This is a genomic window from Citromicrobium bathyomarinum, assembly GCA_001306305.2.
Taxonomy (GTDB): domain Bacteria; phylum Pseudomonadota; class Alphaproteobacteria; order Sphingomonadales; family Sphingomonadaceae; genus Alteriqipengyuania; species Alteriqipengyuania bathyomarina.
Map to the genome: position 1 here is coordinate 1,275,871 of CP155577.1, position 26,303 is coordinate 1,302,173.

Consider the following 26,303-nt stretch of genomic DNA (forward strand, 5'->3'; position numbering starts at 1 on the left):
TGAAGTGGGCCTAACTGTTCCGGAAGAGCGATGCCGCTGCTGCAATGTTCGATCTGAAATAGGAATGGACATAGCTCGCGCACAGCGATCCGTGCACGAACAGCGCTTCGGTGCGTCCGCCGTTGGGATTGCGGGTCTGGGCGAAGGGCGCGAGATCGGTCTCGATCCGCGAATAATGAAAGCCGTGCCCGCGCAGAGTGCCGCCAGGCCATGGGCATTCCTGCAGGCCGAGCCCGCCGAGGCGCGACTGCATGATCGTGCGACCGGGCAAGAGCCCCGCCATAACGTGGGTCTGCCCGTCGATCGTCTCCAGCTCCTGCGCACAGACCATCATGCCCCCGCATTCGGCCAGAATCGGCTTGCCCCGTTCGTGATGGGCCCGCAGCTCATCCAGAAACGCGCCATTGTTCGCCAGCGCTTCGGCATGGAGTTCGGGATAACCGCCGGGGAGCCAGAGCGCATCGAAATTGGGCAACGAGTCTCCTGCAAGCGGTGAGAAGAAATGGAGGTCCGCCCCCAGCTCGCGAAGCACCGCCAGATTGTCGGGATAGATGAAGGCAAAACAGGCATCGCGTGCGATCGCGATGCGTTGTCCTTTAAGGTCTGCCGGCAGCGCGGCGTAATCAGTTCCGGGGGTGAAGGTGACCGGCGGCGGCAGGTCGTTCACTGCGGCTGGAAGCCCCCGCGCGCACGCTGCAATCCGTTCGTCCAGGCCGGCGATCTCATCCGCTATCAGCAGGCCAAGATGGCGCTCGGGCAAGGCGAAGTCGGCGCTGCGCTCCACTGCGCCCAGCCAGCGCACCGGCGCGCGTACGCTGTCTTCCAGCATGGCGGCATGGCGCGCGCTTCCCACGCGATTGGCGATCGCGCCGTGCAGCGCGATGTCGCTGCGGTAGGTGGCGAGGCCGTGGACGATCGCGCCGAAGCTTTGCGCCATCGCCGAACCGTCGATCACCGCCAGCACCGGCAGGCCGAAGCGGGCGGCGATATCGGCAGCCGACGGATCGCCATCGAACAGGCCCATCACGCCTTCGACGAGGATAATGTCCGCCGCGCACGCCGCCTCGTAGAGCAGGCGGCGGCAATCATCCTCGCCCACCATGAACAGGTCGAGCGACAGGACGGGATGCCCGCTCGCCCGCTCGAGGATCATCGGGTCGAGAAAGTCTGGCCCGCACTTGAACACGCGCACCCGCAGGCCGCGATCGCGGTAGCGGCGCGCGAGGGCGGCGGTGATCGTGGTCTTGCCCTGTCCCGATGCGGGCGCGGCGACCAGCAGCGCGGGGCAGCGCGCGCTGCCGGTCAAAGATCAATGCCTTTCTGCGCGCGAACCCCGGCACGAAAGGCATGCTTCACGTCGCGGATCGAGCTGACCGTGTCGGCGGCCTCGATGAAGTCATCATGCGCCGCGCGGCCCGTGATCACCACATGCTGCATCGGCGGGCGGGCCTCGATCGCGGGCATGATTTCTTCCAGCGAGAGATAGCGATAGGTGACGAGGTAGGTCAGCTCGTCGAGCACCACGAGATGGATCGAGGGATCGGCGAGCGCCTCCTTCGCCTTGTCCCACCCCGCGCGGGCGGCGGCGATGTCGCGGTCGCGGTTCTGCGTTTCCCAGGTAAAGCCTTCGCCGCAGCGTTCCCAGCGCATGTTGGGATCACGAGCGAAATACGCGCGCTCGCCCACTTCCTCCTTGCCCTTGATGAACTGGAACACGGCAGCCTTGTGGCCATAGCCGAGCGTGCGCGCGACCATCCCGAAGGCGGAGGACGACTTGCCCTTGCCGTTGCCGGTCAGGACCAGCAGCAGGCCCTTGTCCTCCTGCGCAGCCGCGATCCGCTTGTCGACCACCGCCTTGTGCTTCGCGGTGCGGGCACGGTAGCGGCGGTCGATCTCTTCCTTGTCGGCGTCGCTCACCGGGCGCTGTCCGGCACGCGCTGACCCGTCAGGCTGCGCACCGCGACATGCGCGACCACCGCGATGCCGGTCCAGCTCAGCGTCGCGATCAGCGTGCCGGGGAAATAGCGTTCGAGGCGCGGCAGCCAGCCGGCCAGCGTCGCATCGGGGAAATGCCCGCTGAGCGCATAGAACCCGCCGCTGGAAAAGGCGTTGGAAACGAACGCTGCGCCTGCGACGATGGCGATCAGCGCGGGCAGATGCGCGGGCTTCACCTCGAGCCGCGCGGCGGCAAAGCGCCCCGCCAGCCACATCACGCCATAGGCGGGCAGCAGCATCCAGTAGGCGATGGTGAAGCAGAAGCTCTCGCCACCCTCAATCCCGATCACCGCAAGATCGATCGCGAAGGCCAGCGCGAACAGCGCGGGGAAGGCGAGGCGCGGGCGGATGTAGAACCCGGCGACGAGGAAGCTGGCGAGGCTGGTTTCGGGCAGGTGCACGAACTCGCTGAGCGAATGCGGCCGGGTCGCCAGCATGACCACGACAAGCGCGGCGAAGACGAGAATGTCGAACCGCCGGATCGCGTGATCGGACGGCGCGGTGATGGATAGATCGGACATCATTGGACTCCCTTGAAGTTGCAACGATGCGTTGCCCGAAGCGCCCAGCCGGAAAGGCAAGGGCCACGGGACAGAAGGCCATGACCGGGGGCCATGGCGCACAAACAGGATCGCGAGTGCCGGATGGCGGCCCTCCCTCTTCAACGCACACACAGGTGTCGTCCACCAAGGGATCGGACCCTCTTTCGACCGGTACATCCCGCCCGGGCGAAGAACGACGGCAACGGGCCGGTTTCCTGACTTGCCGGTTCGACGCGAAATCCGCCGCCTTCTCGAAAGGGCGATGCCCTTGCAATGGCGCGATGGCGGTCCGCTCACCGGTTACAGTTGCGGGAGCAGTGCCGGATTGAGCTGGCGTCGCCAGCCTGCCGGACTTCCCGATTAAGCCCTTGCGGGCACCCGTTACGCCGCCCCTGATATGGAGGATCGGCAGCGCAGGCAAGGCTTCGCGATTGCACAATCAGCTTGCCACGCGCTTCGCCCCCGCATATCCGGCGGCCAAGCTTCAGGTTCCCCGAGAGGGGATTGAAAGGGAACGCGGTTAAAGACCGTGGCTGCCCCTGCAACTGTGAGCGGAGAGCCATCGGCCATCATGCCATTGGGGCGCGCAAGCGGCCCGAGAAGGCGGCCCGACCGGCATCGACCCGCGAGCCAGGAGACCTGCCTGACGCCGTCGTTCTTCGTCCGGACAGGGTGTGCCGGCCGAACGGGGTTTTCCTCGAGAAACGACAGCCATTGCCTCGTGCGGCGCGTGCCGGACGGGATGGCTGGTGCGTGCGCCTCGCGGTGCCTGTTCCCGTCATTCCCCCCGACACGATCCGCGCGGAGCGTCGTGTCACTTCTGGGGAATATTCATGCCCAAAAACTACTGTGTTTCCATCCTGGCGCTTGCCGCCGTGCTGTCGCTGTCCACCGCCGCCCATGCGGAGGATGCCGACGATACCATTGTCGTCTCCGCGCTCAGAACCCCGGTCGAGACCGATCGCGTGTCGTCCTCGATCACCGTGCTCGACCTCGAGCGGATCGAGCAGGATCAGCCGATCGCGGTGTCCGACGTGCTCGTGCGCACACCGGGCATCAGCCTCTCGCGCAACGGCGGCTATGGCACCTCCACCTCGCTACGCATACGCGGGGCCGATGCGGGCCAGGCCGTGCTCGTTGTCGACGGGATGCGGCTGGCCGACGCCTCCACCACCGATGGGGGCGCGGATTTCGGCAACCTGTTCGCCGACGATATCGAGCGGATCGAGATCCTGCGCGGGCCGCAGTCGATCCTGTGGGGCAGCAATGCCATCGGCGGCGTGGTCAACGTGCTCACCAACCGCCCAACCGCGCCACTGGAAGGCCGCGTCTCGATCGAGGGCGGATCGCGCAACACGCTGAATGCGCGTGCGGGTGTCGGCGGCAGCGGCAAGCTGCTCGACTGGCGGATCGCGGGCAGCACCTTCACCACCGACGGCATCTCCGCGCGCACCAGCGGCACCGAGCGCGACGGGTTCGAGCGCCAGTCGGCCAGCGGCACGCTGACCGCCAGGATCGCCCCCACGCTCTCGGCCGACCTGCGCGGCTATTACTCGCATGGCAGCAATGATTTCGACGGGTTTTCAGGTGACAGCCGCGCTTTTGGCGTGACGCAGACCTGGGCGACCTATGCCGGGATCAATGCGACCGTGCTGGATGGACGGCTCGCCAGCCGGCTCGCCTTCATCGAGACCCGGACCGACCGCGACAATTTCGATCCCGCAAGATCGGTCCGCACCAAGACCTTCGACGCACAGGGCCGCACGCGCCGCTACGAATACCAAGGCGATCTGACCCTGTCCGATAGGGTGCAGGTCTCCTTCGGGGCAGAGCGCGAGGAACAGCGCATGCGCACCGCCTCTCCGCGCGACAATAATGCGCCGATCGATGTCACCCGCGCGCAGGCGGACACGAACAGCCTGTATGCGCTGGCGCGCGTCACGCCGGTGGCCGGGCTGACGATCGATGGCGGGGTGCGCTACGACGATCACACGCGTTTTGGCGACAACACGGTGTTCAGCGCAGGCGCAAGCTTCGAGCCATGGAATGGCGGCACGCGGCTGCGGGCGAACTATTCGGAAGGCTTCAAGGCGCCCTCGCTCTACCAGCTGTTCAGCCAGTATGGCTTCGCGGACCTCGACCCCGAACATGCCAAGGGCTGGGAAGCCGGGATCGAGCAGGATCTGCTGGATGAGCGGCTGACGTTCTCGGCGGTGTATTTCGAGCGCGACACCGACAATCTGATCGATTTCGCCTATTGCCCGACCTCGGCCCCGCTGCCGCCCGAATGCTTCATTCCGGGCAGCGATGTGGAGCGCTTCGGCTATTACGCCAATGTCGACCAAGCCCGCGCGCGCGGCGTCGAAGTTGCGGGCGACGCGCGCTTCGGCGCGATCTTCGCGCGCGGTAATTTCAGCTGGGTCGAGGCCGAAGATCGCACGCAAGGGTCCACCTTCGGCCAGCAATTGCCGCGCGTGCCGCAATACCTCGCCAATGCCGCGATCGGCTATCAGGCGCGGCAGGGCCATTCGCTGAGCATTGCGCTGCGCTATTCGGGCGAAAGCACGGACCGGGCGGGTGGCGACATGCTGGACGACTACCTGCTGACCGATCTGCGCGGCGAGTTGCACGTGAGCGGGCCGCTGATACTCTATGGCCGGGTCGAGAACCTGTTCGACACCGACTACGTCACCGCCAAGGGGTACGGCACGCTCGGCCGCAGCGTTCATATCGGAGTTAGGACGCGGCTGTGACGCTGGCGCCTGCCAGCAGCGGCGCGTCTGTCGTCGTGTGCAGCACCTGCCGCCTGTCCGCCGATCGTCGCGAAGACGACGACGGGCAGCGCGGCGGCGCGCGCCTCGCGGAGGCGCTGCGTGCGGCACAGGGCGCGAGCGAGCGCTATGCCGACATCGCGATCGAGGAGATGCCCTGTCTGTTCGCGTGCCAGCGGCACTGCACCGTGCATGTGCGCGGGCCGGGCAAGATCGGCTATGTGCTGGGCGACTTCGCACCCGACAGCGAGAGCGCCGAGGCGATCCTCGAATACACCGCCCATCACGCTGAAAGCGAGCACGGCAAGGTCGCCTATGCGAAATGGCCCGAAGGGGTGAAGGGCCACTTCATCGTGCGCGTGCCGCCCGAAGGAAAGGTCGCGACATGATCGCTTTCGCCGATCCCGCCGCGTTCGCCCATGCGCTTGCTACGCTGCCCGAGCCCGATCCGAAGGTGCGTGCCGCTGCGAGCGCGCGGCAGGCGGAGCTGACCAAACCGGCGGGTTCACTCGGCAGGCTGGAGGAGATCGCGGTCTTCATGGCGGGTTGGCAGAACACGCCCCGACCCACGCTCGAACGGATTGATGTGGTGGTGTTCGCGGGCAATCACGGCTGCGCGGCGCAAGGCGTAAGCGCCTTTCCCACCGAGGTGACCGCGCAGATGGTCGCGAACTTCCAGCACGGCGGGGCTGCGATCAACGCGCTCAGCCATGCCTGCGGGGCGAGCCTTGCCGTGATCCCGCTCGACCTCGACAGGCCGACCGCCGATATCTCGCGCGCACCCGCGATGAGCGAGGCGGAATGCCTCGACGCGCTGAACCGCGGTGCGGCTGCGGTGCCGGACGGATGCCAGCTGTTCGTCCCCGGCGAGATGGGCATCGGCAATACCACCCCCGCAGCTGCGTTGTGCGCCGCCGCGCTTGGGGGCGAGGCCGAGGCATGGGTCGGCCGAGGCACCGGCGTCGACGATACGATCCTCGCCCGCAAGCGCGCGCTCGTCGACAATGCGCTGGCCCTGCATGGCACTGCATGCACCAATGCCTTTGAAACGCTGCGCCGGCTCGGCGGGCGCGAGATCGCGGCGATGGCGGGGGCGGTCCTCGCCGCGCGCCACAAACGCATACCGGTGATGCTCGACGGGTTCATCGGCTGCGCGGCCATCGCGCCGCTCGCGGCAGAGGCACCGGGCATCGTCGATCACTGCCTCGCGGCGCATCGCTCTGCCGAGAATGCGCATGGTCGCCTGCTTGGCGCGCTCGGGCTCGTTCCGCTGCTCGCGCTCGACATGCGGCTGGGCGAAGGCTCCGGCGCGGCGGTGGCGGTGCAGATCGTCCGCTCCGCACTGGCCGCGCATGAGCGGATGGCGACTTTCGCCGAAGCTGCGGTGGCAGGGGCGACGTGAAGCCCTTCGACCTCCATCTGCTACGCCACGGCCCCCCGCTGCGCACCGGGCTGATGCTGGGTCATCATGACGAACCGGCGGCCCCGGGCGCACACCGTGCGCTGGTCGACCATGCGCAGGGTCTGGGCGCGGCGGAAGTGATCTCGTCGGACCTCAGCCGCGCGAGCGATGGCGCACGCGCGATTGCCGATTCACGCGCCCTTCCGCTGCGGATTGATCCGCGTTGGAGGGAGCTCGATTTCGGCGAGTGGGACGGCAAGCCATCCGCCGCGCTGGACCCACGGCAGCTCGAGGATTTCTGGGCCGATCCCGATGCCAACCCGCCGCCCGATGGCGAGCGGTGGAGCGACCTTCGCAGCAGGATCCGCGAGGCCATCGCCGAGCTGGACACAACCGCCATCGTGGTCTCGCATGCCGGGGCGATGCGGGCGGCGGTCTCGGTTCTCACGGGGCTGGATCATCGCGCCGTCTGGGCGTTCGACCTTCCCTATGGCGCCTTGCTCTCGATCCGCGTCTGGCGCGGCGAGGGGAGCGAACTGGCAAGCGGACAGATCGTCGGCCTGCGGACATGAAATCGCTCGTCCTCGCCATCCAGTTCATGACGCGCGTGCCGCTGCCTGCGGTCGACGCGGACATGCGCGATATGGCGGGCGCGATGCGCTGGTTTCCGCTGACAGGCGTGATCGTGGGGCTGGCGGTGTGGGGCGCGGTTTGGGCGGGCGGATTGGTCGATCCGCTGGTCGCGGGCGCGGCGGGGCTTATCGTCTGGGCGGCGATCACCGGCGCGCTTCACCTCGATGGCCTGGGCGACGTGGCCGACGCATCGGGCGGGGCGCACAAGGACGCCAGTCGGATCTCGGAGATACTTGCCGATCCGCATATCGGCAGTTTCGGAGTGGTCGCCATCGGCTTGCAGCTGTGCGCCAAGTTTGCGCTGCTTTCGGGGCTTTCGAGAGGGAGCGATTTCTGGGTGTTGCCCGCGATCTGTTGCATCGCCCGGCTGGGCCCTCTGCTGTGGGCCAAGTGTTTGCCGCCGCTGCATGAGGGTATGGGGACCCAGTTCGCGAGCGCGCTGCGCTGGTACGACCTGACAGGCTGGATCATTATCGCCGCGGTCCTGTGCTGGCTTGCGCCCGCATTCCTGGTGGCGGCTCCTGCGATAGGGTTGTGGGCGCTCTGGGTCCGTTCGCGCCTGGGCGGCATATCGGGCGATAGCCACGGCGCGGGGATCGAAATCGTCGAGAGCGTGCTGCTGCTCGCCTGGCTCGCCGCATCATGAGCGGCGCGTTCGACTGGCATGGCGGCAGGCTCGACGCGGCCTGCGCGCATTTCGGTGGAGCGCGGGAAGAGTGGCTCGACCTGTCGACCGGGATCAATCCGTACCCCTGGCCGGTGCCGGTCGATCTGGCGCCCGACTGGCATGCTCTGCCCGATCCTTCCGCACTGGCCCGGCTGGAGGGCGTGGCCGCGCAGTATTTCTGCGTCGATCCCTCGCTCTGCTGCGCGGTGCCGGGCAGCGAGATCGGGTTGCGGCTGATTGCCGCGATCCTTGGCTTGCCGGGGGGCTATATCGAGCCGACCTATCGCACGCACGCCGCGATGTTCGCGCAGGCGCAGGCGGTGAAAGCTCCACGCGCCGACGACTTGGCGAATGCTCTCGTCATCGCCAATCCCAACAACCCCGATGGCCGCGTCACACCACCCGAGATGCTGCGCGAATGGCTCGCGCTGCAGGAGACGGCGGGCGGCTGGCTGATCGTGGACGAGGCTTTCGTGGACACCATGCCGCAGATCAGCATCGCGGCGCAAGTCGACCCCGCGCGCCGACTGATCGTGCTGCGATCCTTCGGCAAGTTCTTCGGGCTGGCGGGCGTGCGGCTGGGCTTCGCGATCGCGCCGCCGGACGTCATCTCCGCACTGCGCAATCTGCTGGGCGACTGGCCCTTATCGGGCGCGGCACTCGCAATCGGTGAACGCGCCTATGCCGATAGAGCTTGGATCGACGCGACGCGCACCGCGCTTGCCACGCGCGCCGCGCAGTTCGACCGCATTCTGTCGCACCATGGCATGGCTCCGCAGGGCGCCTCGCCGCTGTTCCGGCTCGTCCGCGCTGAAAACGCGGGCGCGCTGTTCGATCGCCTCGCCCGACATCATATCCTGACGCGACCCTTCGCCGATCGCCCGGACTGGCTCCGCTTCGGCGTCCCGGCCGACGAAGCGCAGATGCAGCGCGTTGCTAGGGCGCCGGGCGATGGCTGATCCGGTGCTCGCCGCAGCGATGGCCCTGGATGCGGCGTTCGGCTGGCCCGGCTGGCTCTACCGGCGCGTGGGCCATCCGGTCGGAGGGTTTGCGCGGATCATCTCGGCTGGCGCGGAGATGCTCAACCGCCCCCAGTACAGCGCATCGCAACGACGGCTCGGGGGGATCGCGACCTTGCTCGCGGTCGTGACGACTGCCGGTCTGATCGCGTGGGCCGCGCAAGCCATCGTCCGGCAGATGCTGGGCGACAACGGCTGGCTAGTCGTCGCGCTCCTCGCCTTTCCCGCCATCGCCCAGCGCAGCCTGATCGACCATGTGCGTGCGGTGTCTAGCGCGCTCGCCACCGGCGATCTTACTGCCGCGCGGCAGGCGGTGGCGATGATCGTGGGCCGCGATACCGCAGCGCTGGACGAGGCCGGCGTGGCGCGCGCGGCGATCGAGAGCCTCGCGGAAAGCTTTTGCGACGGAGTGATCGCGCCCATCTTCTGGTTCGCGGTCCTGGGCCTGCCCGGCATCTGGATGTTCAAGGCAATCAACACCGCCGACAGCATGATCGGCCATATCGAGGAGCCGTGGCGCGATTTCGGTTGGGCGGCTGCGCGGATCGACGATGTCGCGAATTTCCTGCCCGCACGCCTCGCCGCGATCTTGATCTGCCTCGCCGGGCTTGGCGGCTGGCGGATCATGTGGCGCGACCATGCGCGCCACGCATCTCCCAATGCGGGTTGGCCCGAAGCGGCGATGGCAGGCGCGCTTGGCGTTCGCCTTGCCGGACCGATCAGCTACGACGGGGTCGGGCATGACACGCCCTTCATCGGCAGCGGCGGCGAGGCGACGCCCGGCGATCTCCGCAGGGCGATCCGGATCGTCTCGCTCGCCTGGGTTATCACCTTCTTGATTGCGGGAGCATTTGCATGGCTGGCCTGATGCTGCAGGGGACAGGCTCCGACGTGGGCAAGTCGGTGCTGGTGGCGGGCCTGTGCCGCGCGCTCGCCAATCGCGGGATCGCGGTGCTGCCGTTCAAGCCGCAGAATATGTCCAACAATGCCGCCGTCACGCCCGAAGGCGGCGAGATCGGGCGCGCACAGGCATTGCAGGCGGTGGCCGCGCGGGCGGAGCTGCATGTCGACATGAACCCCGTGCTGCTCAAGCCGCAGGCGGACCATACCTCGCAGGTCGTGGTCCATGGCAGGATGCGCGGCACGCTGGGTTCGGGATCGTTCAGGCAGGCGCGGGGTGCCCTGCTGGGCGAAGTGATGGAGAGCTATCGTCGCCTTTCGGCGCGGTGCGATATCGTGGTCGTCGAAGGCGCCGGATCGCCCGCGGAGATCAATCTGCGCGCGGGCGACATCGCTAACATGGGCTTTGCGCGCGCCGCCGAGGTCCCGGTCGTGCTGGTCGGCGATATCGACCGCGGCGGCGTGATCGCGGCGCTGGCCGGAACGCGCGCCGTGATCGACCCTGCCGATGCGGCGACGATCCGCGGCTTCATCGTCAACAAATTCCGCGGCGACCCCGCGCTATTCACCGATGGCTATGCCGCTATCGAGCAACTGACCCGATGGCGCGGCTATGGTGTGGTTCCGTGGCTCGCCAAGGCACATCATTTGCCGAGCGAGGATGCGGTTGTCCTCGAACGCGCAGCCGCCGCCAGTTCCGGCCCGAAACGCATCGCCTGCCCGATCCTGCCGCGCATCGCCAATTTCGACGATCTCGATGCGCTGAAATCCGAACCCTCGGTCGAACTCGTGATGGTGCCGCCCGATGCGCCGATCCCGGTGGTCGATATGATCGTGCTGCCCGGCTCCAAGGCGACCATCGCCGACCTTGCGTTCATCCGCGAACAGGGCTGGGACATCGACATTATCGCCCACCACCGGCGCGGAGGCACGGTGCTGGGGATTTGCGGCGGCTACCAGATGCTGGGCCGCTCGATCGACGATCCGCGCGGCATCGAAGGCGCGGCGGGGCGAGCGGACGGGCTCGGCCTGCTCGACGTGGAAACCGTGCTGACCGGCGACAAGCGGGTCAGCCAGGTGCAGGGCAGGGCGCTCGACGCCGAGTTTGCCGGTTACGAGATCCACATCGGCCAGACCACCGGCACTGATACGACGCGCCCCTTTGCCATGCTGGGCGAAGGCCATGCAGACGGAGCGCAGAGTGCCGACGGCACGGTGATGGGGACCTATTGCCACGGATTGCTGGAATCGGGCCCCTTGCGCCGCGCGCTGCTGGCGAAGATCGACGCTCCCTCGCACGCGCAGCCGCATGCGGACCGGGTCGACGCGGCGCTGGAGGATATCGCGGCCACGCTGGAAGAGGCGCTCGACGTCGACGGTCTCATCGCGCTGGCAAGGGAGAACGCCATATGACGAGCCTGCTGGTCTTAGGAGGCGCGCGCTCGGGCAAAAGCCGGTACGCGCAGCAACGCAGCGAAGCGATCGACGGACGCCTTGCCTATATCGCGACGGCGGAAGCGCGCGACGACGAGATGCACCAGCGGATTGACCGTCACCGCGCAGATCGCGGCGAACGGTGGTTCACCATCGAAGCTCCGCTCGACCTGCCGGCCGCGATCGCGGAGGCGGATGCAAAGGCCGATGCAATCCTCGTCGATTGCCTGACGCTGTGGCTGTCCAACCTCATCCTCGCCGATCGGCCGGTGCCGGTCGATGCGCTCGAGCGTGCGATCGGCGAATGCCGTCATCCGATCGCCCTGGTCGCGAACGAGGTCGGCTTTGGCATCGTGCCGGACAATGCCCTTGCCCGCCGCTTCCGGGACGAAGCGGGGAGGCTCAACCAGCGGATTGCCGGCGTCGTGGACGAAGTCGTCCTGGTGGCGGCGGGGCTGCCGCTATCTCTGAAAGCATGAGTCGCCAATGGCGTATTTCCGGCCGGGGAAAGGCTACCTCACAGGCCGTGTTGTATAACCAGCGGGCATCGTAGTCGGAAAATGGCGGAGACGAAGCGGTTCTGCCTTCTCGTCCAAGTATGTTCTACGCAGGGTCACTCAAGCCGATGCGCTCGATATTTCATTTTGGTCGCTTCGGTCGACGGCACTGCGGGCCGACGTGTTGCGCGGTGTCAGGTCTTGAAGCCGCTAGGAGGTGCGCAATTCGGTGAGTCTCTTTTCCCACATCAGCGCATGTTCGATGATCTTGTCGAGATTGTCGTAACGCGGCGTCCACGGAACGGTCGCGCGCAGCAGCGAACTGTCGGCGACGAGCATTGCCGGGTCGCCCGCGCGGCGCTCGCCAAAGACGCGTTCGATCTGGCCTCCCGTCACCCGGTCGACCGCGTCGAGCACTTCGAGCACGGAGAACCCGCGTCCGTAGCCGCAATTCATCGTCATCGACCGTTCCGGCTCGGCGATCAGCGCATCGAGCGCCAGCACATGCGCTGCGGCCAGATCGCTGACATGGATATAGTCGCGCACGCCGGTGCCGTCGGGCGTGTCGTAATCGGTCCCGAACACGCTCACCGCATCGCGCTTGCCCAGCGCGGCTTCGACAGCGACCTTGATCAGGTGTGTCGCTCCCGCGGTCGACTGCCCCGTGCGCGCTTGCGGATCGGCCCCGGCCACGTTGAAATAGCGCAGCGCGCAGAAGTTGATCGGATGGGCATGGGCGGTATCCGCGAGCATCTGCTCGGTCATCAGCTTGGACCAGCCATAGGGGTTGATCGGCACGGTCGGCGTCTGCTCCGTCACCGGCGAGACATCGGGCACGCCGTATGTGGCGGCAGTGGAGCTGAACAGGATATGCGGCACGCCAGCCGCCACCGCAGCCTCGATCAGGCCACGGCTCTTCACCGTATTGTTTTCGTAATACCACAATGGCTTGGCGACCGATTCAGGCACGATGATCGAGCCTGCAAAGTGCATTACTGCGCCTTTGCCATCGCCCATGCCCTGTTCGGCAAAGACACGTGCAAGCAGATCGCGGTCGGCGATATCACCTTCGTAGAAAGGGACGTCCTCAGGTACCGCGAAGCGGAAGCCGGTCGAAAGGTTGTCGATCACCACCACCGGGCGGCCGGCGTCGCGCAGCGCGTGAACGGCGTGGCTACCGATATAGCCTGCACCGCCGGTTACGAGGGCGGGGCTTTTATCCATTCTCTCCATGGGTTCTCAAATACGTCCACTTGGGATCAGATCAAGCGAAGCCTCTATTCACAATACCTATGCAGATTCGTTAATTCATCGCGGTCGGTTTGTTTCAACCATTCTCATCTTTCTCGACCGTCACGCTCCGCTATGCCGATTTCGGGCGCGATGCGGGTTCGGGCTTCAATCCGGGGGTCGATGGTGCCTCGAGGGCTTGCAATTGATTGTTTTTAAGGGATGGTTTACCATCTTTCCTCGAAACCGGAGCGCTACGCAGCGGGTCTTTCCAAGCGAGGCCAGATATCTTCTGACTTGCGAATTGAATCTCAATTACTGTGCTGCCTGGGACTCTTACGCGCTCGGGACAGAGCGATTTCTTGAATGCCACTATTTGGAAAAATCGGCGTGAGGCGGCTATTGGAAGAAGAGGACCGCGCGCGTTCGTAGACCTTAGCATCGGGGGGCTTGCTGAAGGTCCTCGCTTAATGGTTCGGAAACCGCTGCCCTGTACCAATCTAGAAGACCTAAAGTTTGGAAATACCATGGAAGATCGTGAAAAAAAGCGCCTGCAGACGCTCCACGGCTACCGTTTGCTCGACACCCCGCCCGAGCCGGAATTCGATGATGTCGTAAGGCGGGCCGCAGAGCGCTTCGGCACCCCGATTGCGCTCATGTCGCTGGTCGACGCCGACAGGCAGTGGTTCAAGGCGAAGGTCGGCCTCGATGTCGACGAGACGCCGCGCTCGGTCGCATTCTGTGCCTATGCCATTCAGGGCGATGACGTGATGGTGGTGGAAGATGCCAGGGACGACGAGCGTTTCAGCCGCAATCCTCTGGTCCTCGATGATCCATCGATCCGCTTCTACGCGGGCGCTCCGGTGACCGCAGAAGGTGGAGACAAGCTGGGCACGATCTGCATCATCGATCGCAGGCCGAGGCATGATTTCAGCGAGGCGGACAGGGAAGCCCTGACCAAACTGGCGGCTGAAGTCAGCCGGATGCTGGGATCGGCCAAAGAAATGGCCCGCACTGGCTAGGACATGAGCGGTAGCGCATCCATCCGCGCAGGCGGAGCATCGGGTCCGTTGATTTGGGGCGGGCTGCTGGCCAGGCTCCCGGTGCAAATCCTCGGCCTTGCGCTGGGATATGGCCTGCTCGGCTGGATCGGCCAGCAGCTGGCACCGCCGCCCGGCTTTGCTTCGCTCATCTGGCCGGCAGCGGGGCTCTCCATCGCGGCTATCACTGCTCTGGGCTACCGTGTCTGGCCGGGCGTGTTTTTAGGCGCGTGGTGCGTCAATGCACTCGCGGCTGGTTCGGGCGAGCTTCAAGCCGATGTGACCGTGGCGCTCGATGCCACTTTGATCGCGACCGGGTCGACCCTGCAGGCCCTTCTGGGGGCTTACTGGATAAGGAGCCGCGCGGGTTTCCCGCTCAAGCTGGAGGGGCCGCGAGAACTCGTGCGGCTTCTCCTGTTGGTCGGCCCGTTCACCTGTCTTGTCGGCGCCACCTTCGGAACGGCGACGCTCTTCGCGAGCGGCGTCGTGGCGCAGAGCAACCTGATCAACTTCTGGCTGCGCTGGTGGGGCGGCGACATGGGCGGCGTTCTGATTGTCGTCCCGCTTCTGTTCCTCGCACCCTGGAGTCGTGGCGCGATCCATTGGCGGGGGCAGAGGCTCGCGCCATTCTCGACCGTGGCTTTTATCGCCATTCTGGTGCTGTTGTTCGCGACCTTGGCCGCGTGGCGTCTGAACATGGAGGCGGCCTACGAACGCAGCCAGACGTCGTTCGAATCGCTTGCGGCAGATAGCCGGCAGGCGCTCGACCATCGTCTGCAATCCTATCGTCAGGCGCTGGATGGAGGCGCTGCACTTTTCGAGGCATCCGATGAGGTCACACCGGAGCAATGGCGCATCTATGCCTCGCTCCTCGACCTTCCGCAGACCCTTCCCGGCATCAGCGGTATCGGTTTCATCGAGCCGGTACGCGCGGGTGAGGAGCAGGCATTTCTCGATAGCCTGGCCGCCAGAGGACGGGATGATCTCGAGATTCATCCGCTGACCGATCGTGACGAGAGGTTCGTCATCGTGGCGATCGAACCGCTGGTCGACAACATCCAGGCCATCGGCCTCGACATTGCGTTCGAGGATAATCGCCGAGCTGCAGCAAGCAAGGCGCGCGATACGGGCAAGGCGACGATCACGAGGCGCATCCTCCTCGTGCAGGACGAGACGGAGAGCCCCGGATTTCTGCTGCTGCGACCTTTGTATAGGCCGGGTTTGCCGACAGATACGGTCGAAGAGCGCCGCTCGGCTTTCGATGGGTGGATCTACGCACCCTTCGTCGGCCCGCGTTTCATGTCCGACCTTACGCCAAGTCAGGGAAAGCTGTTCGACATCGCCGTCTACGATGGCGCGCGGCCCGATCCCGAAGAGCTGATTTTCAGCAGCTCCGAAGCACCCGCAGGCGATGGGGCGTCCGCTTTTACCGTCCAACGCACGTTCAAGGTAATGGAACAGACTTGGACGGTGGTGTGGACCAGCACTCCAGCGTTCGAGCGCGGCGTGGTGACGCGTGAGGCCAGTCTCGTACTGATTGGGGGCCTGCTGCTTACGCTCATTTTTGCGGTGTTGCTGTTCAGTGGCTCGCGCCGCGAAGCCTATATTGGGAGGCTGGTCAAGCAGCGCACCCGCGAGCTTGAGGAGACTGTGGCCGCGCTCGAGGAAAGCGAGCGGCGGTTCGGCGATCTTGCAGGTCTCTCCCCCGCAGGCATATTCCGAACGGATGCCTATGGGTTCTGCACCTATGTCAACGAAGCGTGGCTCAAGCAAACCGGGCTGGGCGCCTCGCACGCATTGGGCGCAGGCTGGCTCGATGCGGTGCATCCCGACCTGAGAGATGACGTAAAGCGGGAATGGCTCGATGCCGTGCAGGCCGGTACGGAGTGGCGCTGCAAGCTACAGTTCTTGAAGCCCGATGATGTTGTCTCATGGGTGGACCTGATCGCCGCCCCCCGGATCGGCGACGATGGCGAAATGCAGGGCTTCATCGGCGTTGCGATTGATATCACCGAACAGAAGCTGGCGACGGACGCGCTGAAGGAAAGCGAACGGCGTTTCCAGTCGCTGGCGAGCTTTTCTCCAGCAGGCATATTCCGCACCGACAGCGCAGGCGTGTGCAACTACGTCAACCCCGCGTGGTGTCAGATGGCCGGCCTGACAGAGGCAGAAGCGATGGGCACGGGCTGGAGCAGGGCCGTCCACTACGACGATCTGGACGGCTTGCTCCAGCGCTGGGCTGCCGCCGTGGATCGAGGGGAACCATACCGGGGCGAGTTTCGCTGGCTGCATCTGGACGGTTCGATCGTTTGGGTCGACGCCGTCGCGCAGCCCGAATTCGACGATGACGGAAACGTGCGCGGATATATCGGCGTCGTCATCGACGTCACCGACCGCAAGCGCTTCGAGAAGGAGATCGCCGAGCGGGACAAGCAGCTGGCCATCCTGGCAGAGAATGCCACCGACGCAGTATTCCGCGTCGAGCTGGACGGAACATGCCTCTATGCGTCGCCCTCGGCAAAAGACGTGCTGGGCGTGCCGAGCGAGCACTTGATCGGCACCAACGCACTCGATGGCTTTCACCCGGACGATCAGGACCGAATGTGGTCCTTGTTCGACGATCTGCGTTCCGGTCGGATCAAGCAGATTGTCGCTGCCTACAGGTGGCGATCGACCAAGGATGACGACTATCGCTGGCTGGAAGCCAATGCGGGGCTGGTCAAAGACCAGCAGAGCGATGAGGCAAAAGAGGTTTCGGTATCTATCCGGGACATTGGCGACCGCAAGAAGATGGAGCTGGACCTGGTCGCTGCCCGCCAGAATGCAGAGACTGCCGCGGCTGCCAAAGCCACTTTCCTGGCCAATATGAGCCATGAAATCCGTACGCCGATGAATGGCGTGGTCGGCTTTACCGAATTGCTGCTCGCCGGGGAGCTGTCGCCCGAACAACGAGAGAATGCGCAGCTCATCGCGGATTCGGGCCGGGCGATGATGCAGATTCTCAACGACATTCTCGATGTTTCCAAGATCGATGCGGGCCAGATGACGATCGTCAGGGAGCCGATCGACCTGCGCCACAAGCTGCAATCTTGCATGAGGCTCCTGGAGCCGACCGCCCGCCAGAAGGGGCTCAAGTTCGAACTCCTGATTGATGAGGATGTCCCCTCGCGTGTGATGGCCGATCCACTGCGGCTGCGGCAGATTCTGACCAATCTGGTCGGCAACGCGATCAAGTTCACGGCCAAGGGCATAGTAAATTGCCGCGTCTCGATTGAGCGGGGCCCGGAGGATCAGGAAACGCTCTGTATTGCAGTGGAGGATTCGGGGATCGGCATACCTGCGGACCGGCTCGACGCCATTTTCCGTGAGTTCAGCCAGGCCGATGAATCCACCGCTCGCATATATGGAGGCACCGGCCTTGGCCTGACGATCAGCAACGAGCTCGCGAAGATGATGGACGGCGAATTGCTGGTCAGTAGCGAACTAGGCCATGGCTCGGTCTTTACCCTGCGGCTGCCTCTTTTGAGGGCGAATGGCGACCGGATCGAGTCGGCCACGACGCCGCGCAGCGAACGCGCACTCACTTTCGCCAGGCCGCCCCGCATCCTTGTCGCCGAAGACCATGACATCAATCAGGCGCTCATCATCTCGATGGCCAGCCGTATCGGATTGGCCGTCGATATTGCCGAGAATGGCGAGGAAGTGGTGCGCCTGGTCACCGATGCACAAGCCGCCGACAAACCTTATGACCTGATATTGATGGACGTTCAGATGCCCATCATGGATGGTCTGGAGGCCACGCGGACATTGCGGGACGCCGGCATTACCCCGGATGAATTGCCGATCCTGGCGCAGACGGCCAACGCCTATAGCGACGACGTCGAACGTTGCCTTGCGGCGGGGATGCAGGGACATCTGGCGAAGCCGATCCGCATGCGCAGCCTGAAAGCTGCAATCAAGGAATGGCTGCCAAGGCATCTCTTCCATGGGGCAGCGTCCCGTTCGGAGCAGAAGGCTCCGCACAATCCGGAACAAGCGCTGCTGAAGAGTTATGCCGAGCGGCGCGAGACGACGTTCGAGGCGCTCGATCAACTGGATGCGAACAACCCGCTCGACCGGGGCGAAGTCGAAGCGGTGGCGCAGATGTTGCATAAACTGGCTGGGACCGCCGGAATGTTCGGCGAGGCAGAGCTCGGCGAGGAGGCGCGGATTCAGGAACAGGCCTTACTCGATGCCGAAGAGGAAGACGTGGGCGCGGCAGTTCGATCGGCGCAGCAAGCTTTCGCCAAGTGGAAATCGAGCGAACCTCCGACCAGATTGTTTAGTGACGCTGGCGTGGCTTCACCGCGATCAGACGAAATGCCAGATTGATCGATATTCTCGAAATTCGCAGCCAGTTCGGACCGGCTCTGACATTTCAGGATTTATCATCCATCTTGGACAGCTCTAAACCGCAAGCGGTTAGTATTTACGAGACGCTCACGAAACTGGCGGTGGCACCGCGATTGAGAGACGGAGATTGCAGATGGTCAGCGACTGGGCTGATCTTCCACCCGAAGCGCAGATAGAGCTGCTGTCACGCCGCCTCGCACGCGCGGAGAGGGCGCTCGAAGACGCGGAAGCAATGCTCGACAACCGCATGCGTGAGCTCGACCGTGCGAACAAGGATTTGCGCCAGCGCGAAGGTGAACTTGTCGAGCGGCTCGATATCGAGAACCAGAAGCTCTTGAGTGCGCAGCGTCTTGCCGAGCTGGCGACCATCTACGTCGAGCATGGTCGCCATTTCACGGCCTCCGAGAACTTCGCCGTACTTCTGGGCTATCCTGAAGGTACGATCATCAGCAAGAAGCGGCTGGGCGAGGCGATCCATCCGCTCGACCGACAGCGTTTTACAAGCGTCGCACGCAACGCCTTCGCCTCGCTTGAGCCGGACAAGGATCACACCTTCCAGCATCGCATTCTCCGGCCCGACGGAGAGGTGCGCTGGCTCGATTGGCACGTGCGGCGCGAGAGCACGCCGGTCGACGGTCAGTATGTCGTGTTCGCCACCGCGCGCGACGTCACCGAAAGCCGCACCAATGCCCGCCGTGTCCGCGCCTTGCAGTTGCGGGCGGAACGCCGCGTGAAGGAGCTGGACCGGCTTGCGGACGCCCTTCGCAAGGCGCAGGCGGAGACGGGCACGGCTCTGGAGAAGAGAAACCGCTTCATCTCCGAAATGGCCCACCGTATCCGCACCCCGATGGGCGGGCTGATCGGCGCGATGGAGCTGCTGGTCCGGCGCTATCCGGGTGACGAACTCGCCAACAGGGGCCTGGACGCGGCGGACAATCTGGCGGCGATTGCCGATCAGCTTATTACGACTGCGGATGAAACTGGGACCAGGCAACGTGAAGACCGGCCAGTGCCCGCCAGCGCTCCGACCGACGAGTTCACCGCGCTCCGTACTGCAGATGGCAAAGCCCCGAAGATTCTGCTGGCCGAGGATACCGAGAGCAACGCATTCGTCATAACCCAGCTGGTCGAAATGCTGGGTGGAGAGGTCACTACGGTTACCAATGGTCGCGATGCCGTCGAAGCCGTGCGCAAGGGAGGCTTCGACGCGGTGCTGATGGATGTGATGATGCCGATCATGACGGGCGAAGAGGCGACCGTGGCCATCCGGGACCTGCCCGGCCCCGAAGCCCACGTGCCGATCATCGGCATCAGTGCGCACAGCCTGCAGGCCGAAAGAGAGAGCCTGCTGACTGCGGGCATGTCGAAATGCCTCGTCAAACCGATTAGGCGCGACGCACTCGATGCCGCCTTACGTGCGGCTCTGTCAGCCGACAACGCGCAAGCCGGGGAAGCGGTGCTGTTCGATATCGAGGTTTTCCTCGAAGCATTCCTGGTCCTGCCCCCTTCCTTTCGTCAAAAGATGCTCGACGCGTTCCGCAAGGATCTCGGAAAGAATGGTGAAGCACTGGCCAGTGCAATCCTTGCCGGCGACGATGAAGGTACGGACAGGCTTGCCCACAGTCTCAAGGGTATCTGCCTGAACGTGGGCGCTGTCGCGATGGTGGATCAACTGGCCGAGATCCGCAGCGCGCCGGTCGATCAGCGGGAAAGCATGGTCACCCCTCTGCGGGATACGATCGCCGCAAGCCTGGCGGCTTGCGACGACCTGTATGATGAGCGTGTCGCGCATGCTCAGTAAGCACCCCGACCGGTAGCGACCGCCGGAACCGTGCGCAGCAGCAGCGAAAGATCGGTCAGCAGGCCACGCCGGCGCAGATAGGCGCAATCCATCGCCACCTGGCGCTTGAACGGAATCTCGGCACGTCCGCTGACCTGCCAGATGCAGGTGATGCCGGGCTTGCCACCCAGTCGGCGCCAGCTCTGCCCGGCGTAGGTCACGACCTCGGAAGGCAGGGCAGGGCGCGGGCCGACGAGCGACATCTCGCCGGTCAAGACGTTGATCAGCTGCGGCAATTCGTCGATCGAGGTCCGGCGGATGAAGCGGCCAACCTTCGTGATGCGAGGATCGTTCTTCATCTTGAAGCAGGTTCCGTCGCGCTCCGAGTGAGCGAGCAGCGCCGCGCGTCTCGCTTCGGCATCGGTGTACATCGAGCGGAACTTGATCATGCTGAAATTGCGTCCACGCTCGCCGATGCGGGTCTGGCGGAAGAACACCGGGCCGCGATCCTCGAGCCTGATCGCCAGCGCGACGGCGAGGAAGATCGGACACAGAGCGACCAGCGCCATCGTGGCGATTACCATGTCGGTGGCACGCTTGATGGCGGCAGATGTTTTCTCCAGCGCACCGCGACGTTCCAGCGCGTGGCGTGCCGCATGCGCCATGAAAACTGCATTCCCCAGAATGTACCGCTTGGCGAGCCGGCGGGGCTCCATTGCCAGGCGCCACGCCCATTCGCAGCCGATGGCGCGAACCGCCCTGGGTGCGCGAGGGATGCGGCCCGAGTAGTAGTCGAACAGGCCGCCGACGCCGAGGATCACGGGCACGTCGATCCGATGGCGGTTCCGGGCAATCCACTTTTCCTGCAGCGGCACGCCGAACCCGACGAACAGGATCGAGGCGCCCGAGCGGTTGATCCGCTCGATCAGGGCGTGCTCCTGTTCGGCATCGAAATAACCGTGCCAGGTGCCGGCAATATCGATGCGCGGAAAACTGCGCGCGGCCCATGCCGCAGCACCGTCGGCCACGCCATGATCGCCGCCGAGAAGGAAAATCGCCTGTCCGCTATATTCGGCGAACTCGCAGATGTGCGGAAACAGATCGGTGCCGTTGAGGTTTTCGCCCAGCTTCACGCCCGCCATCCGTGCGGCCAGCGACATGCCGCTGCCATCGGGCAGAATGCGGTCGCTGACATCGAGCGCACGGCGGTATCCGGCGTCATTATAAAGCGTGTTGACGCAATGCGCGTTTACGAAGTTGACCACGGTGCGCTGTCCGCGAGCGGCGCGCGACACGATCTCGCGGGCCGTATCCTGACGGGTGCCTTTAACCAGGGTCTGGCCGAACAGGTCGACCGTCGGCTGCGCTTCCGCAGCGTTGATCTTCTGCATGAACGCGGTGAAGTCGTAGGTGGCGAATTCGCTTGTCGGATTATATCTCATGGGGCTTCCTCTTGGTGGATGGCCCCGATTGAGCAATTGCCGTGCCAAACGGATAAAAACGATCTATATCAAGTAGTTATGCGAATTCTCCCTGTCGCCGGAGAGCTGGCAGGATGCGGATTTTCGCAAGTTGCGCAGGTTCGGTTTCGCACTTTGCGATGAATTCCCTCGCAGAACGCGAATTTGCGGCCCCTGCTGCCTTCCTCAAGTACCCCAACCGCCTGAAACCGGCAGAAATCCGACACTGGCACGGTCCTTGAAAATGGGATGGCGAACCTATTCGAGGACCCGCCTTCAATGTTCGCACGTACCATCTCCAACCGGCTGCCCGCAGGCATCGCGCCGATCGCCAAAGGCCTTGTCGCCTATGGCTCGGCCGAGGCGGCGACCCGGGTCGTGCGCATCCTTGCGATCCTTGTCATTGCGCGGCGCACGTCGCCCGAACTGCTCGGCACGGCGGCGCTGGCGCTGACGCTGTTCGAACTGATCCGCGTGCTCGCCAATGCCGGTATCGGCCAGCGCATCATCGCCGCGACCGACGAGGAACTGCCCGCGCTGTGCAACACCGCAGCGCGCCTGTTCTGGGCGGTCTGCCTCGCCGTCGCGGGCGTGCAGCTGGCCGTAGCTTCCGCGCTGTTCCTGATCTGGAATCTCTCCGAAGCGGCGCTGATGCTGGCGGTGCTCTCTGGCGTCTATGTCTGCATGCCGCCCGCGCTGGTGCAGGTTTTCCTGCTGATGCGCGACGGGCGGCTGACGACCACGGCGCGGATTGCCGCAACGCAGACCATGGCGGATCATGGCCTGACGCTGGCGCTGGTCGTCGTGTGGCCGAGCGCGTGGGCGATCGTCCTGCCCAAGCTGCTGACCGCGCCGCTGTGGACCGTGCTGACGCGCCGCGCCCGCAGGTGGTCTTCCAATCCGGCTGCCGGGTATGCGCCGGTGCGCGAATTCGCTGCCTACGGCCCCGCCATTCTCGGTTCCGAACTGATTGCCGCGCTGCGCATCCATGCCGACAAGCTGGTGATCGGCGCTCTGCTGGGGAGCGAAGCGCTGGGCCTGTACTATTTCGCTTTCAACGCCGGGCTGGGCATCACCTTGTCCTTCGTCGCGGCCTGCAACACGGTCGTCTTCCCCCTGCTGTGCAAGCAGGCTGGAGATGACGATCGCGCCCGCCTGTTCCGCCAGTCCTTCGTGCTGGGCCTGGTACTGCTGGCCCCGGTCGTCGCCGCCCAGGCGCTGCTGGCACCGGTCTACGTTCCGTTGGTGTTCGGTGCCGAGTGGATCGACGCGGCGCCCTACATCGCTCTGCTCTCGCTCGCCGCGCTGCCTCTTTACGCCGGTTCGCTGATCGGTGCCTGGCTGCGCGCCCGCAAGCGGCCTTTCGTGGAAACGCGCCTGGCGCTGGCCGCCACCGCCACCGGTCTTGCCGGGCTGGCCGCCGGGTCCACCCACTCGCTCGCTGCAGCCTGCGCTGCCTACGCCGCCGGCCTCGCGCTGGTGCTGTTGCCGGCGGCCATCGCCCACCTGTTTGCCTCAACCATCCAATCCAGTCCGACAAAAGGAGTAGCCTGATGCGCACCCCCCGTTTTTCCGTGATTATCCCGGTTCACAATGCCGAACGCACGATCGCAGCGACGCTGCAAAGCGTGCGCGCGCAGTCTTTCCAGAACTTCGAGATCATCCTGATCGACGACGGCTCGACCGATGACAGCATCCGCAAGATGCTGCCTTTCGCAGGCAATGACGAACGCGTGAGGCTGTTCGCGAAGAACCAGGAAGGCGTTTCGGCCACCCGCAATTTCGGCGCAGAGCTTGCCCGGGGTGAACTGCTTGCATTCCTCGATGCGGACGATTGCTGGCGTACCAACAAGCTGTTGCAGCACCATCGCCTGCACGAGGTGTATCAAGGCCTGGAGGCGAGCTTCGCCAAGATCGCCTTCCGGTCTGAACGCGCAGACGGCACGCTGGCCGATCCGCTGACCTATTCCACCGTGCGACACGATCTGCTCCGTCTGGATACGGTCCTGTCGGAAAACCCTGTGTGCACCACCTCGAACCTCGTCATCAAGCGCGAGACCTTCCTTGCGATGGGCGGCTTCCATGACGGCATGAACCATGCCGAAGACCAGGAGTTTCTCGCTCGCTTCGTGGACGAGGGGCGCAAGATAGCCGGCATGGATCACTGGCTGGTGGATTACCGCCTCAGCCCGGACGGCCTGTCGTGCGATTACGAAGCCATGCTCGCAGGCTGGCGGGAGCTCGCTGCCAAATATGAAGGCCGCTTCGACATGCGCCGGAGCGAAGCGATCTACTGCCGCTACCTCGCTCGCCGCATCCTGCGTGCAGGGGGCCCCGCGCGGCTGGCCAGGCAGATGGCCTTCGATGGCCTTCGTGCCGACTACCGCGCCTTCTTTTCCGACACACGCCGCGGCGGTCTGACGCTCGGCGCCGCGATTGGCAGCAGCCTGCTTCCGCAAGGGGTCCGGGCCAGCGTTTTCGCCTGATTTCAAGATATTCGAAGGGGACTACCAGTGACCAATCCGAAAATTTCCGTCGTGATGCCCGTCTACAATGTTCAAGACTATGTGGCCGAAGCCATCCAGTCCGTTCTGGCGCAGACCTTCACCGATTTCGAACTGATCATCGTCGACGACGGTGGGCAGGACGGATCGATGGAAATCGTGCACAGCTTCTATGACGAGCGCATCCGCATCATCACCCAGGCCAACCGGGGCCTCGCCGGTGCTCGAAACAGCGGAATTGCCGAGGCGCGTGCGCCCTACATCGCGCTGCTCGATTCCGACGATCGCTGGCACCCGGAAAAGCTGCGCCTGCACTATGTGCATCTGGAAGCCGACAAGTCGATCGGCGTCAGCTTTTCGGGTTCGCGCATGATCGATAAGGTCGGCAACGAGCTTGCGCTGGCCATGCGTCCCAAGCTGACCGGTATTCGCCCTGAAGATATCCTCCGCCGCAACCCGATCGGTAATGGCAGCGCTCCGGTGCTGCGTCGTTCGGCCATCGACGCCGCGATGTTCGCCCATCCGGAAGAACCTTGGCGCACATGCTGGTTCGACGAGAATTTCCGCCAGTCGGAAGACATCGACCTGTGGGTTCGTCTCTCGGCTGCACATGGCGTGCGGTTCGAAGGGATTGCGGGTGAGCTGACCGAATACCGCATCGTCGGCGGTGCGCTGTCGGCCAACATCGTGAAGCAGTATCTCAGCTGGACCGCGATGCTGGACAAAGCCTCGCTCTACGCACCCGAACTGGTGGCGCGGCATGGCGATGCGGCCCGCGCCTATCAGTTGCGCTACCTGGCCCGCCGCGCGATTCAGCTGGGCAATGTCGAACTGGCGGCCGACCTGTTCGGCAAGGCCGTCCGCCTCGAACCGCGCATGCTTTTGGCGGAACCGGGCAAGAGCGTAACTACCGCCGGTGCAGTCATGGCAGCGAAGGTGCTTGGCCCTGAACGCTTCCGCGCGATTTCGAAGTGCTATCTGAAGGAGGCCGCAGCATGATCGACGTCGTCCATCTGCTCGACGATTTTGCCTTCGGCGGCGTAACCCGGGCGCTCACCGTGTTCGACCGCCCGGAATTGACCGAGCATGCCCGGTCGCGAACCGTCGCCATCGGCAAGGACAGGCTGGCCGAAAGGTACGATGCCGATCTTCTGGTCACGCATGTGCCGCCCTCGTGGGCGCGGCTGGGGTTCCTTGTGTCGCTGCGCGTGCGCAACCGGGATGCTCGCCTCGTCCATGTGGAGCACAGCTACACAGAGGGGTTCGTCCGCGAAAATGTGAAGGCACCGCGCAGGTTCGTGACACTGCTGCGGCTCGCTTTTTCGCTGTACGACGAGATTATCTGCGTCTCGCGCGCGCAACACGACTGGCTTGCGAACGACATCGGCATCCCGAGCAACAAGCTGCGCGTCATTCACCCGTGGTGCGGGCGCGAGGAGCTGTTCGCACTGCCGACAGTGCCCCTGGATCGAGAGCGCCCTTTGCGCCTTGTCGCTTACGGCCGTTTTGCCAGCGTGAAGAACTTCACGGCATTGATCGAAGCCGTGTGGCTGTTCGTGCCTGGCGACATCGATCTCCAGCTGATCGGTGACGGGCCGGAAATGGCCGCAATGCGTGAGGCGGCCGGAGACCATCCCCACATTCATTTCAGGGGGCGGATCGACGACCCGGCCGAATTCCTCGGCGATTGCCATGCCGTGATCGTGCCCTCGCGCCATGAGGCGTTCGGCCTTGTCGCGACCGAGGCGCGGATGGCTGCGCGGCCGATCCTGGTCGCCGATGTCGACGGGCTGCCCGAACAGGTCGGCCTGGCTGGCCTCGCCCGACCGATGCGCACGCCGGATGAAATCGCGGTGGCGATCGACCAGTTCGGCAAGCTGCCGCTCCACGCGATGGGTCGTGCCGGACGGCGCAGGGTAGCGGGGCTGCCGGCGGCGATCCTGGCCGGCTGGAAGGACGTATTCGCAGATGCCGGAAGCGAAACGGCGGGCAGGGTTGTTGTCCCGTTTCTGAAAAAGGCAGCCTGAAGCGAGCCGT

General features: G+C 64.8%; 21 protein-coding genes and 2 riboswitches. Of the genes, 16 read left to right on the plus strand and 5 right to left on the minus strand.

What is annotated here, in order from left to right; genetic code table 11:
- Positions 1-10: 10 nt before the first annotated feature.
- The 3 genes from VO57_006335 to VO57_006345 are packed head-to-tail and all read right to left on the minus strand — an operon-like array spanning position 11 to position 2,516.
- Positions 11-1,306, minus strand: a complete 1,296-nt coding sequence (locus VO57_006335) for a cobyrinate a,c-diamide synthase (GenBank protein XBL70955.1) — start codon at positions 1,304-1,306, stop codon at positions 11-13.
- A complete protein-coding gene (cobO, locus tag VO57_006340; GenBank protein ID XBL70956.1) occupies positions 1,303-1,917 on the minus strand; it encodes a cob(I)yrinic acid a,c-diamide adenosyltransferase in 615 nt (204 codons plus the stop codon). Before cobO ends, VO57_006335 begins: the two co-directional genes overlap by 4 nt.
- Positions 1,914-2,516 (minus strand): hypothetical protein, encoded by a 603-nt coding sequence (locus VO57_006345; protein ID XBL70957.1) that lies wholly within the window; start codon positions 2,514-2,516, stop codon positions 1,914-1,916. The genes cobO and VO57_006345 overlap by 4 nt, the downstream gene beginning before the upstream one ends.
- A 208-nt stretch (positions 2,517-2,724) precedes the next feature.
- A riboswitch (cobalamin riboswitch) is annotated at positions 2,725-2,934 on the minus strand.
- A 72-nt stretch (positions 2,935-3,006) separates the two neighbouring features.
- Positions 3,007-3,199, plus strand: a riboswitch (cobalamin riboswitch).
- 171 nt (positions 3,200-3,370) lie between these two features.
- Between VO57_006345 and VO57_006350 the strand changes: the two genes are divergently transcribed.
- From VO57_006350 to cobU, 9 genes are read left to right on the plus strand one after another with little or no spacing between them, the layout of a single operon-like run.
- Complete coding sequence (locus tag VO57_006350) at positions 3,371-5,290, plus strand: TonB-dependent receptor (protein ID XBL70958.1); 1,920 nt, start codon at positions 3,371-3,373, stop codon at positions 5,288-5,290.
- A gap of 2 nt (positions 5,291-5,292) precedes the next feature.
- Complete coding sequence (locus VO57_006355) at positions 5,293-5,697, plus strand: DUF1636 domain-containing protein (protein XBL71301.1); 405 nt, start codon at positions 5,293-5,295, stop codon at positions 5,695-5,697.
- The gene (cobT, locus tag VO57_006360; protein ID XBL70959.1) at positions 5,694-6,710 is read left to right on the plus strand and encodes a nicotinate-nucleotide--dimethylbenzimidazole phosphoribosyltransferase; all 1,017 of its coding nucleotides are present in this window, start codon (positions 5,694-5,696) and stop codon (positions 6,708-6,710) included. The genes VO57_006355 and cobT overlap by 4 nt, the downstream gene beginning before the upstream one ends.
- Positions 6,707-7,282: a histidine phosphatase family protein gene (locus VO57_006365; protein XBL70960.1), complete on the plus strand. Its 576-nt coding sequence runs from the start codon at positions 6,707-6,709 to the stop codon at positions 7,280-7,282. Before cobT ends, VO57_006365 begins: the two co-directional genes overlap by 4 nt.
- Positions 7,279-7,989, plus strand: coding sequence for an adenosylcobinamide-GDP ribazoletransferase (locus tag VO57_006370; protein XBL70961.1), 711 nt, complete (start codon positions 7,279-7,281; stop codon positions 7,987-7,989). Before VO57_006365 ends, VO57_006370 begins: the two co-directional genes overlap by 4 nt.
- The gene (gene cobD / locus VO57_006375; GenBank protein XBL70962.1) at positions 7,986-8,969 is read left to right on the plus strand and encodes a threonine-phosphate decarboxylase CobD; all 984 of its coding nucleotides are present in this window, start codon (positions 7,986-7,988) and stop codon (positions 8,967-8,969) included. The genes VO57_006370 and cobD overlap by 4 nt, the downstream gene beginning before the upstream one ends.
- Positions 8,962-9,897, plus strand: a complete 936-nt coding sequence (cbiB, locus tag VO57_006380; protein ID XBL70963.1) for an adenosylcobinamide-phosphate synthase CbiB — start codon at positions 8,962-8,964, stop codon at positions 9,895-9,897. Before cobD ends, cbiB begins: the two co-directional genes overlap by 8 nt.
- Positions 9,885-11,342 (plus strand): cobyric acid synthase, encoded by a 1,458-nt coding sequence (locus tag VO57_006385; protein ID XBL70964.1) that lies wholly within the window; start codon positions 9,885-9,887, stop codon positions 11,340-11,342. Before cbiB ends, VO57_006385 begins: the two co-directional genes overlap by 13 nt.
- Positions 11,339-11,842, plus strand: coding sequence for a bifunctional adenosylcobinamide kinase/adenosylcobinamide-phosphate guanylyltransferase (cobU, locus tag VO57_006390; protein ID XBL70965.1), 504 nt, complete (start codon positions 11,339-11,341; stop codon positions 11,840-11,842). Before VO57_006385 ends, cobU begins: the two co-directional genes overlap by 4 nt.
- Before the next feature lie 228 nt (positions 11,843-12,070).
- Here cobU and galE read toward each other — a convergent pair whose 3' ends face one another.
- Positions 12,071-13,084, minus strand: coding sequence for a UDP-glucose 4-epimerase GalE (gene galE / locus VO57_006395; protein ID XBL71302.1), 1,014 nt, complete (start codon positions 13,082-13,084; stop codon positions 12,071-12,073).
- Positions 13,085-13,617: 533 nt separating this feature from the next.
- Here galE and VO57_006400 point away from each other — a divergent pair.
- The 3 genes from VO57_006400 to VO57_006410 all read left to right on the plus strand — a co-directional run bounded on the left by VO57_006400 (position 13,618) and on the right by VO57_006410 (position 20,323).
- Positions 13,618-14,112 carry a GAF domain-containing protein gene (locus VO57_006400; protein XBL70966.1) on the plus strand — a complete coding sequence of 165 codons (495 nt, stop codon included), beginning with the start codon at positions 13,618-13,620 and terminating at the stop codon, positions 14,110-14,112.
- Between the two features lie 3 nt (positions 14,113-14,115).
- The gene (locus VO57_006405; GenBank protein ID XBL70967.1) at positions 14,116-18,501 is read left to right on the plus strand and encodes a PAS domain S-box protein; all 4,386 of its coding nucleotides are present in this window, start codon (positions 14,116-14,118) and stop codon (positions 18,499-18,501) included.
- 154 nt (positions 18,502-18,655) lie between these two features.
- Positions 18,656-20,323, plus strand: coding sequence for a response regulator (locus tag VO57_006410; protein ID XBL70968.1), 1,668 nt, complete (start codon positions 18,656-18,658; stop codon positions 20,321-20,323).
- Here the strand turns inward: VO57_006410 and VO57_006415 are convergent.
- Entirely contained in the window at positions 20,317-21,744 is a 1,428-nt protein-coding gene (locus VO57_006415; protein ID XBL70969.1) for a WecB/TagA/CpsF family glycosyltransferase, read from the minus strand. The two genes, VO57_006410 and VO57_006415, sit on opposite strands and share 7 nt — an antisense overlap.
- Before the next feature lie 297 nt (positions 21,745-22,041).
- Between VO57_006415 and VO57_006420 the strand changes: the two genes are divergently transcribed.
- From VO57_006420 to VO57_006435, 4 genes are read left to right on the plus strand one after another with little or no spacing between them, the layout of a single operon-like run.
- Complete coding sequence (locus tag VO57_006420; protein ID XBL70970.1) at positions 22,042-23,316, plus strand: oligosaccharide flippase family protein; 1,275 nt, start codon at positions 22,042-22,044, stop codon at positions 23,314-23,316.
- Complete coding sequence (locus tag VO57_006425; GenBank protein ID XBL70971.1) at positions 23,316-24,248, plus strand: glycosyltransferase; 933 nt, start codon at positions 23,316-23,318, stop codon at positions 24,246-24,248. The genes VO57_006420 and VO57_006425 overlap by 1 nt, the downstream gene beginning before the upstream one ends.
- A 27-nt stretch (positions 24,249-24,275) precedes the next feature.
- The gene (locus VO57_006430) at positions 24,276-25,265 is read left to right on the plus strand and encodes a glycosyltransferase family A protein (GenBank protein ID XBL70972.1); all 990 of its coding nucleotides are present in this window, start codon (positions 24,276-24,278) and stop codon (positions 25,263-25,265) included.
- The gene (locus tag VO57_006435; protein ID XBL70973.1) at positions 25,262-26,293 is read left to right on the plus strand and encodes a glycosyltransferase family 4 protein; all 1,032 of its coding nucleotides are present in this window, start codon (positions 25,262-25,264) and stop codon (positions 26,291-26,293) included. The genes VO57_006430 and VO57_006435 overlap by 4 nt, the downstream gene beginning before the upstream one ends.
- Positions 26,294-26,303: the final 10 nt, after the last annotated feature.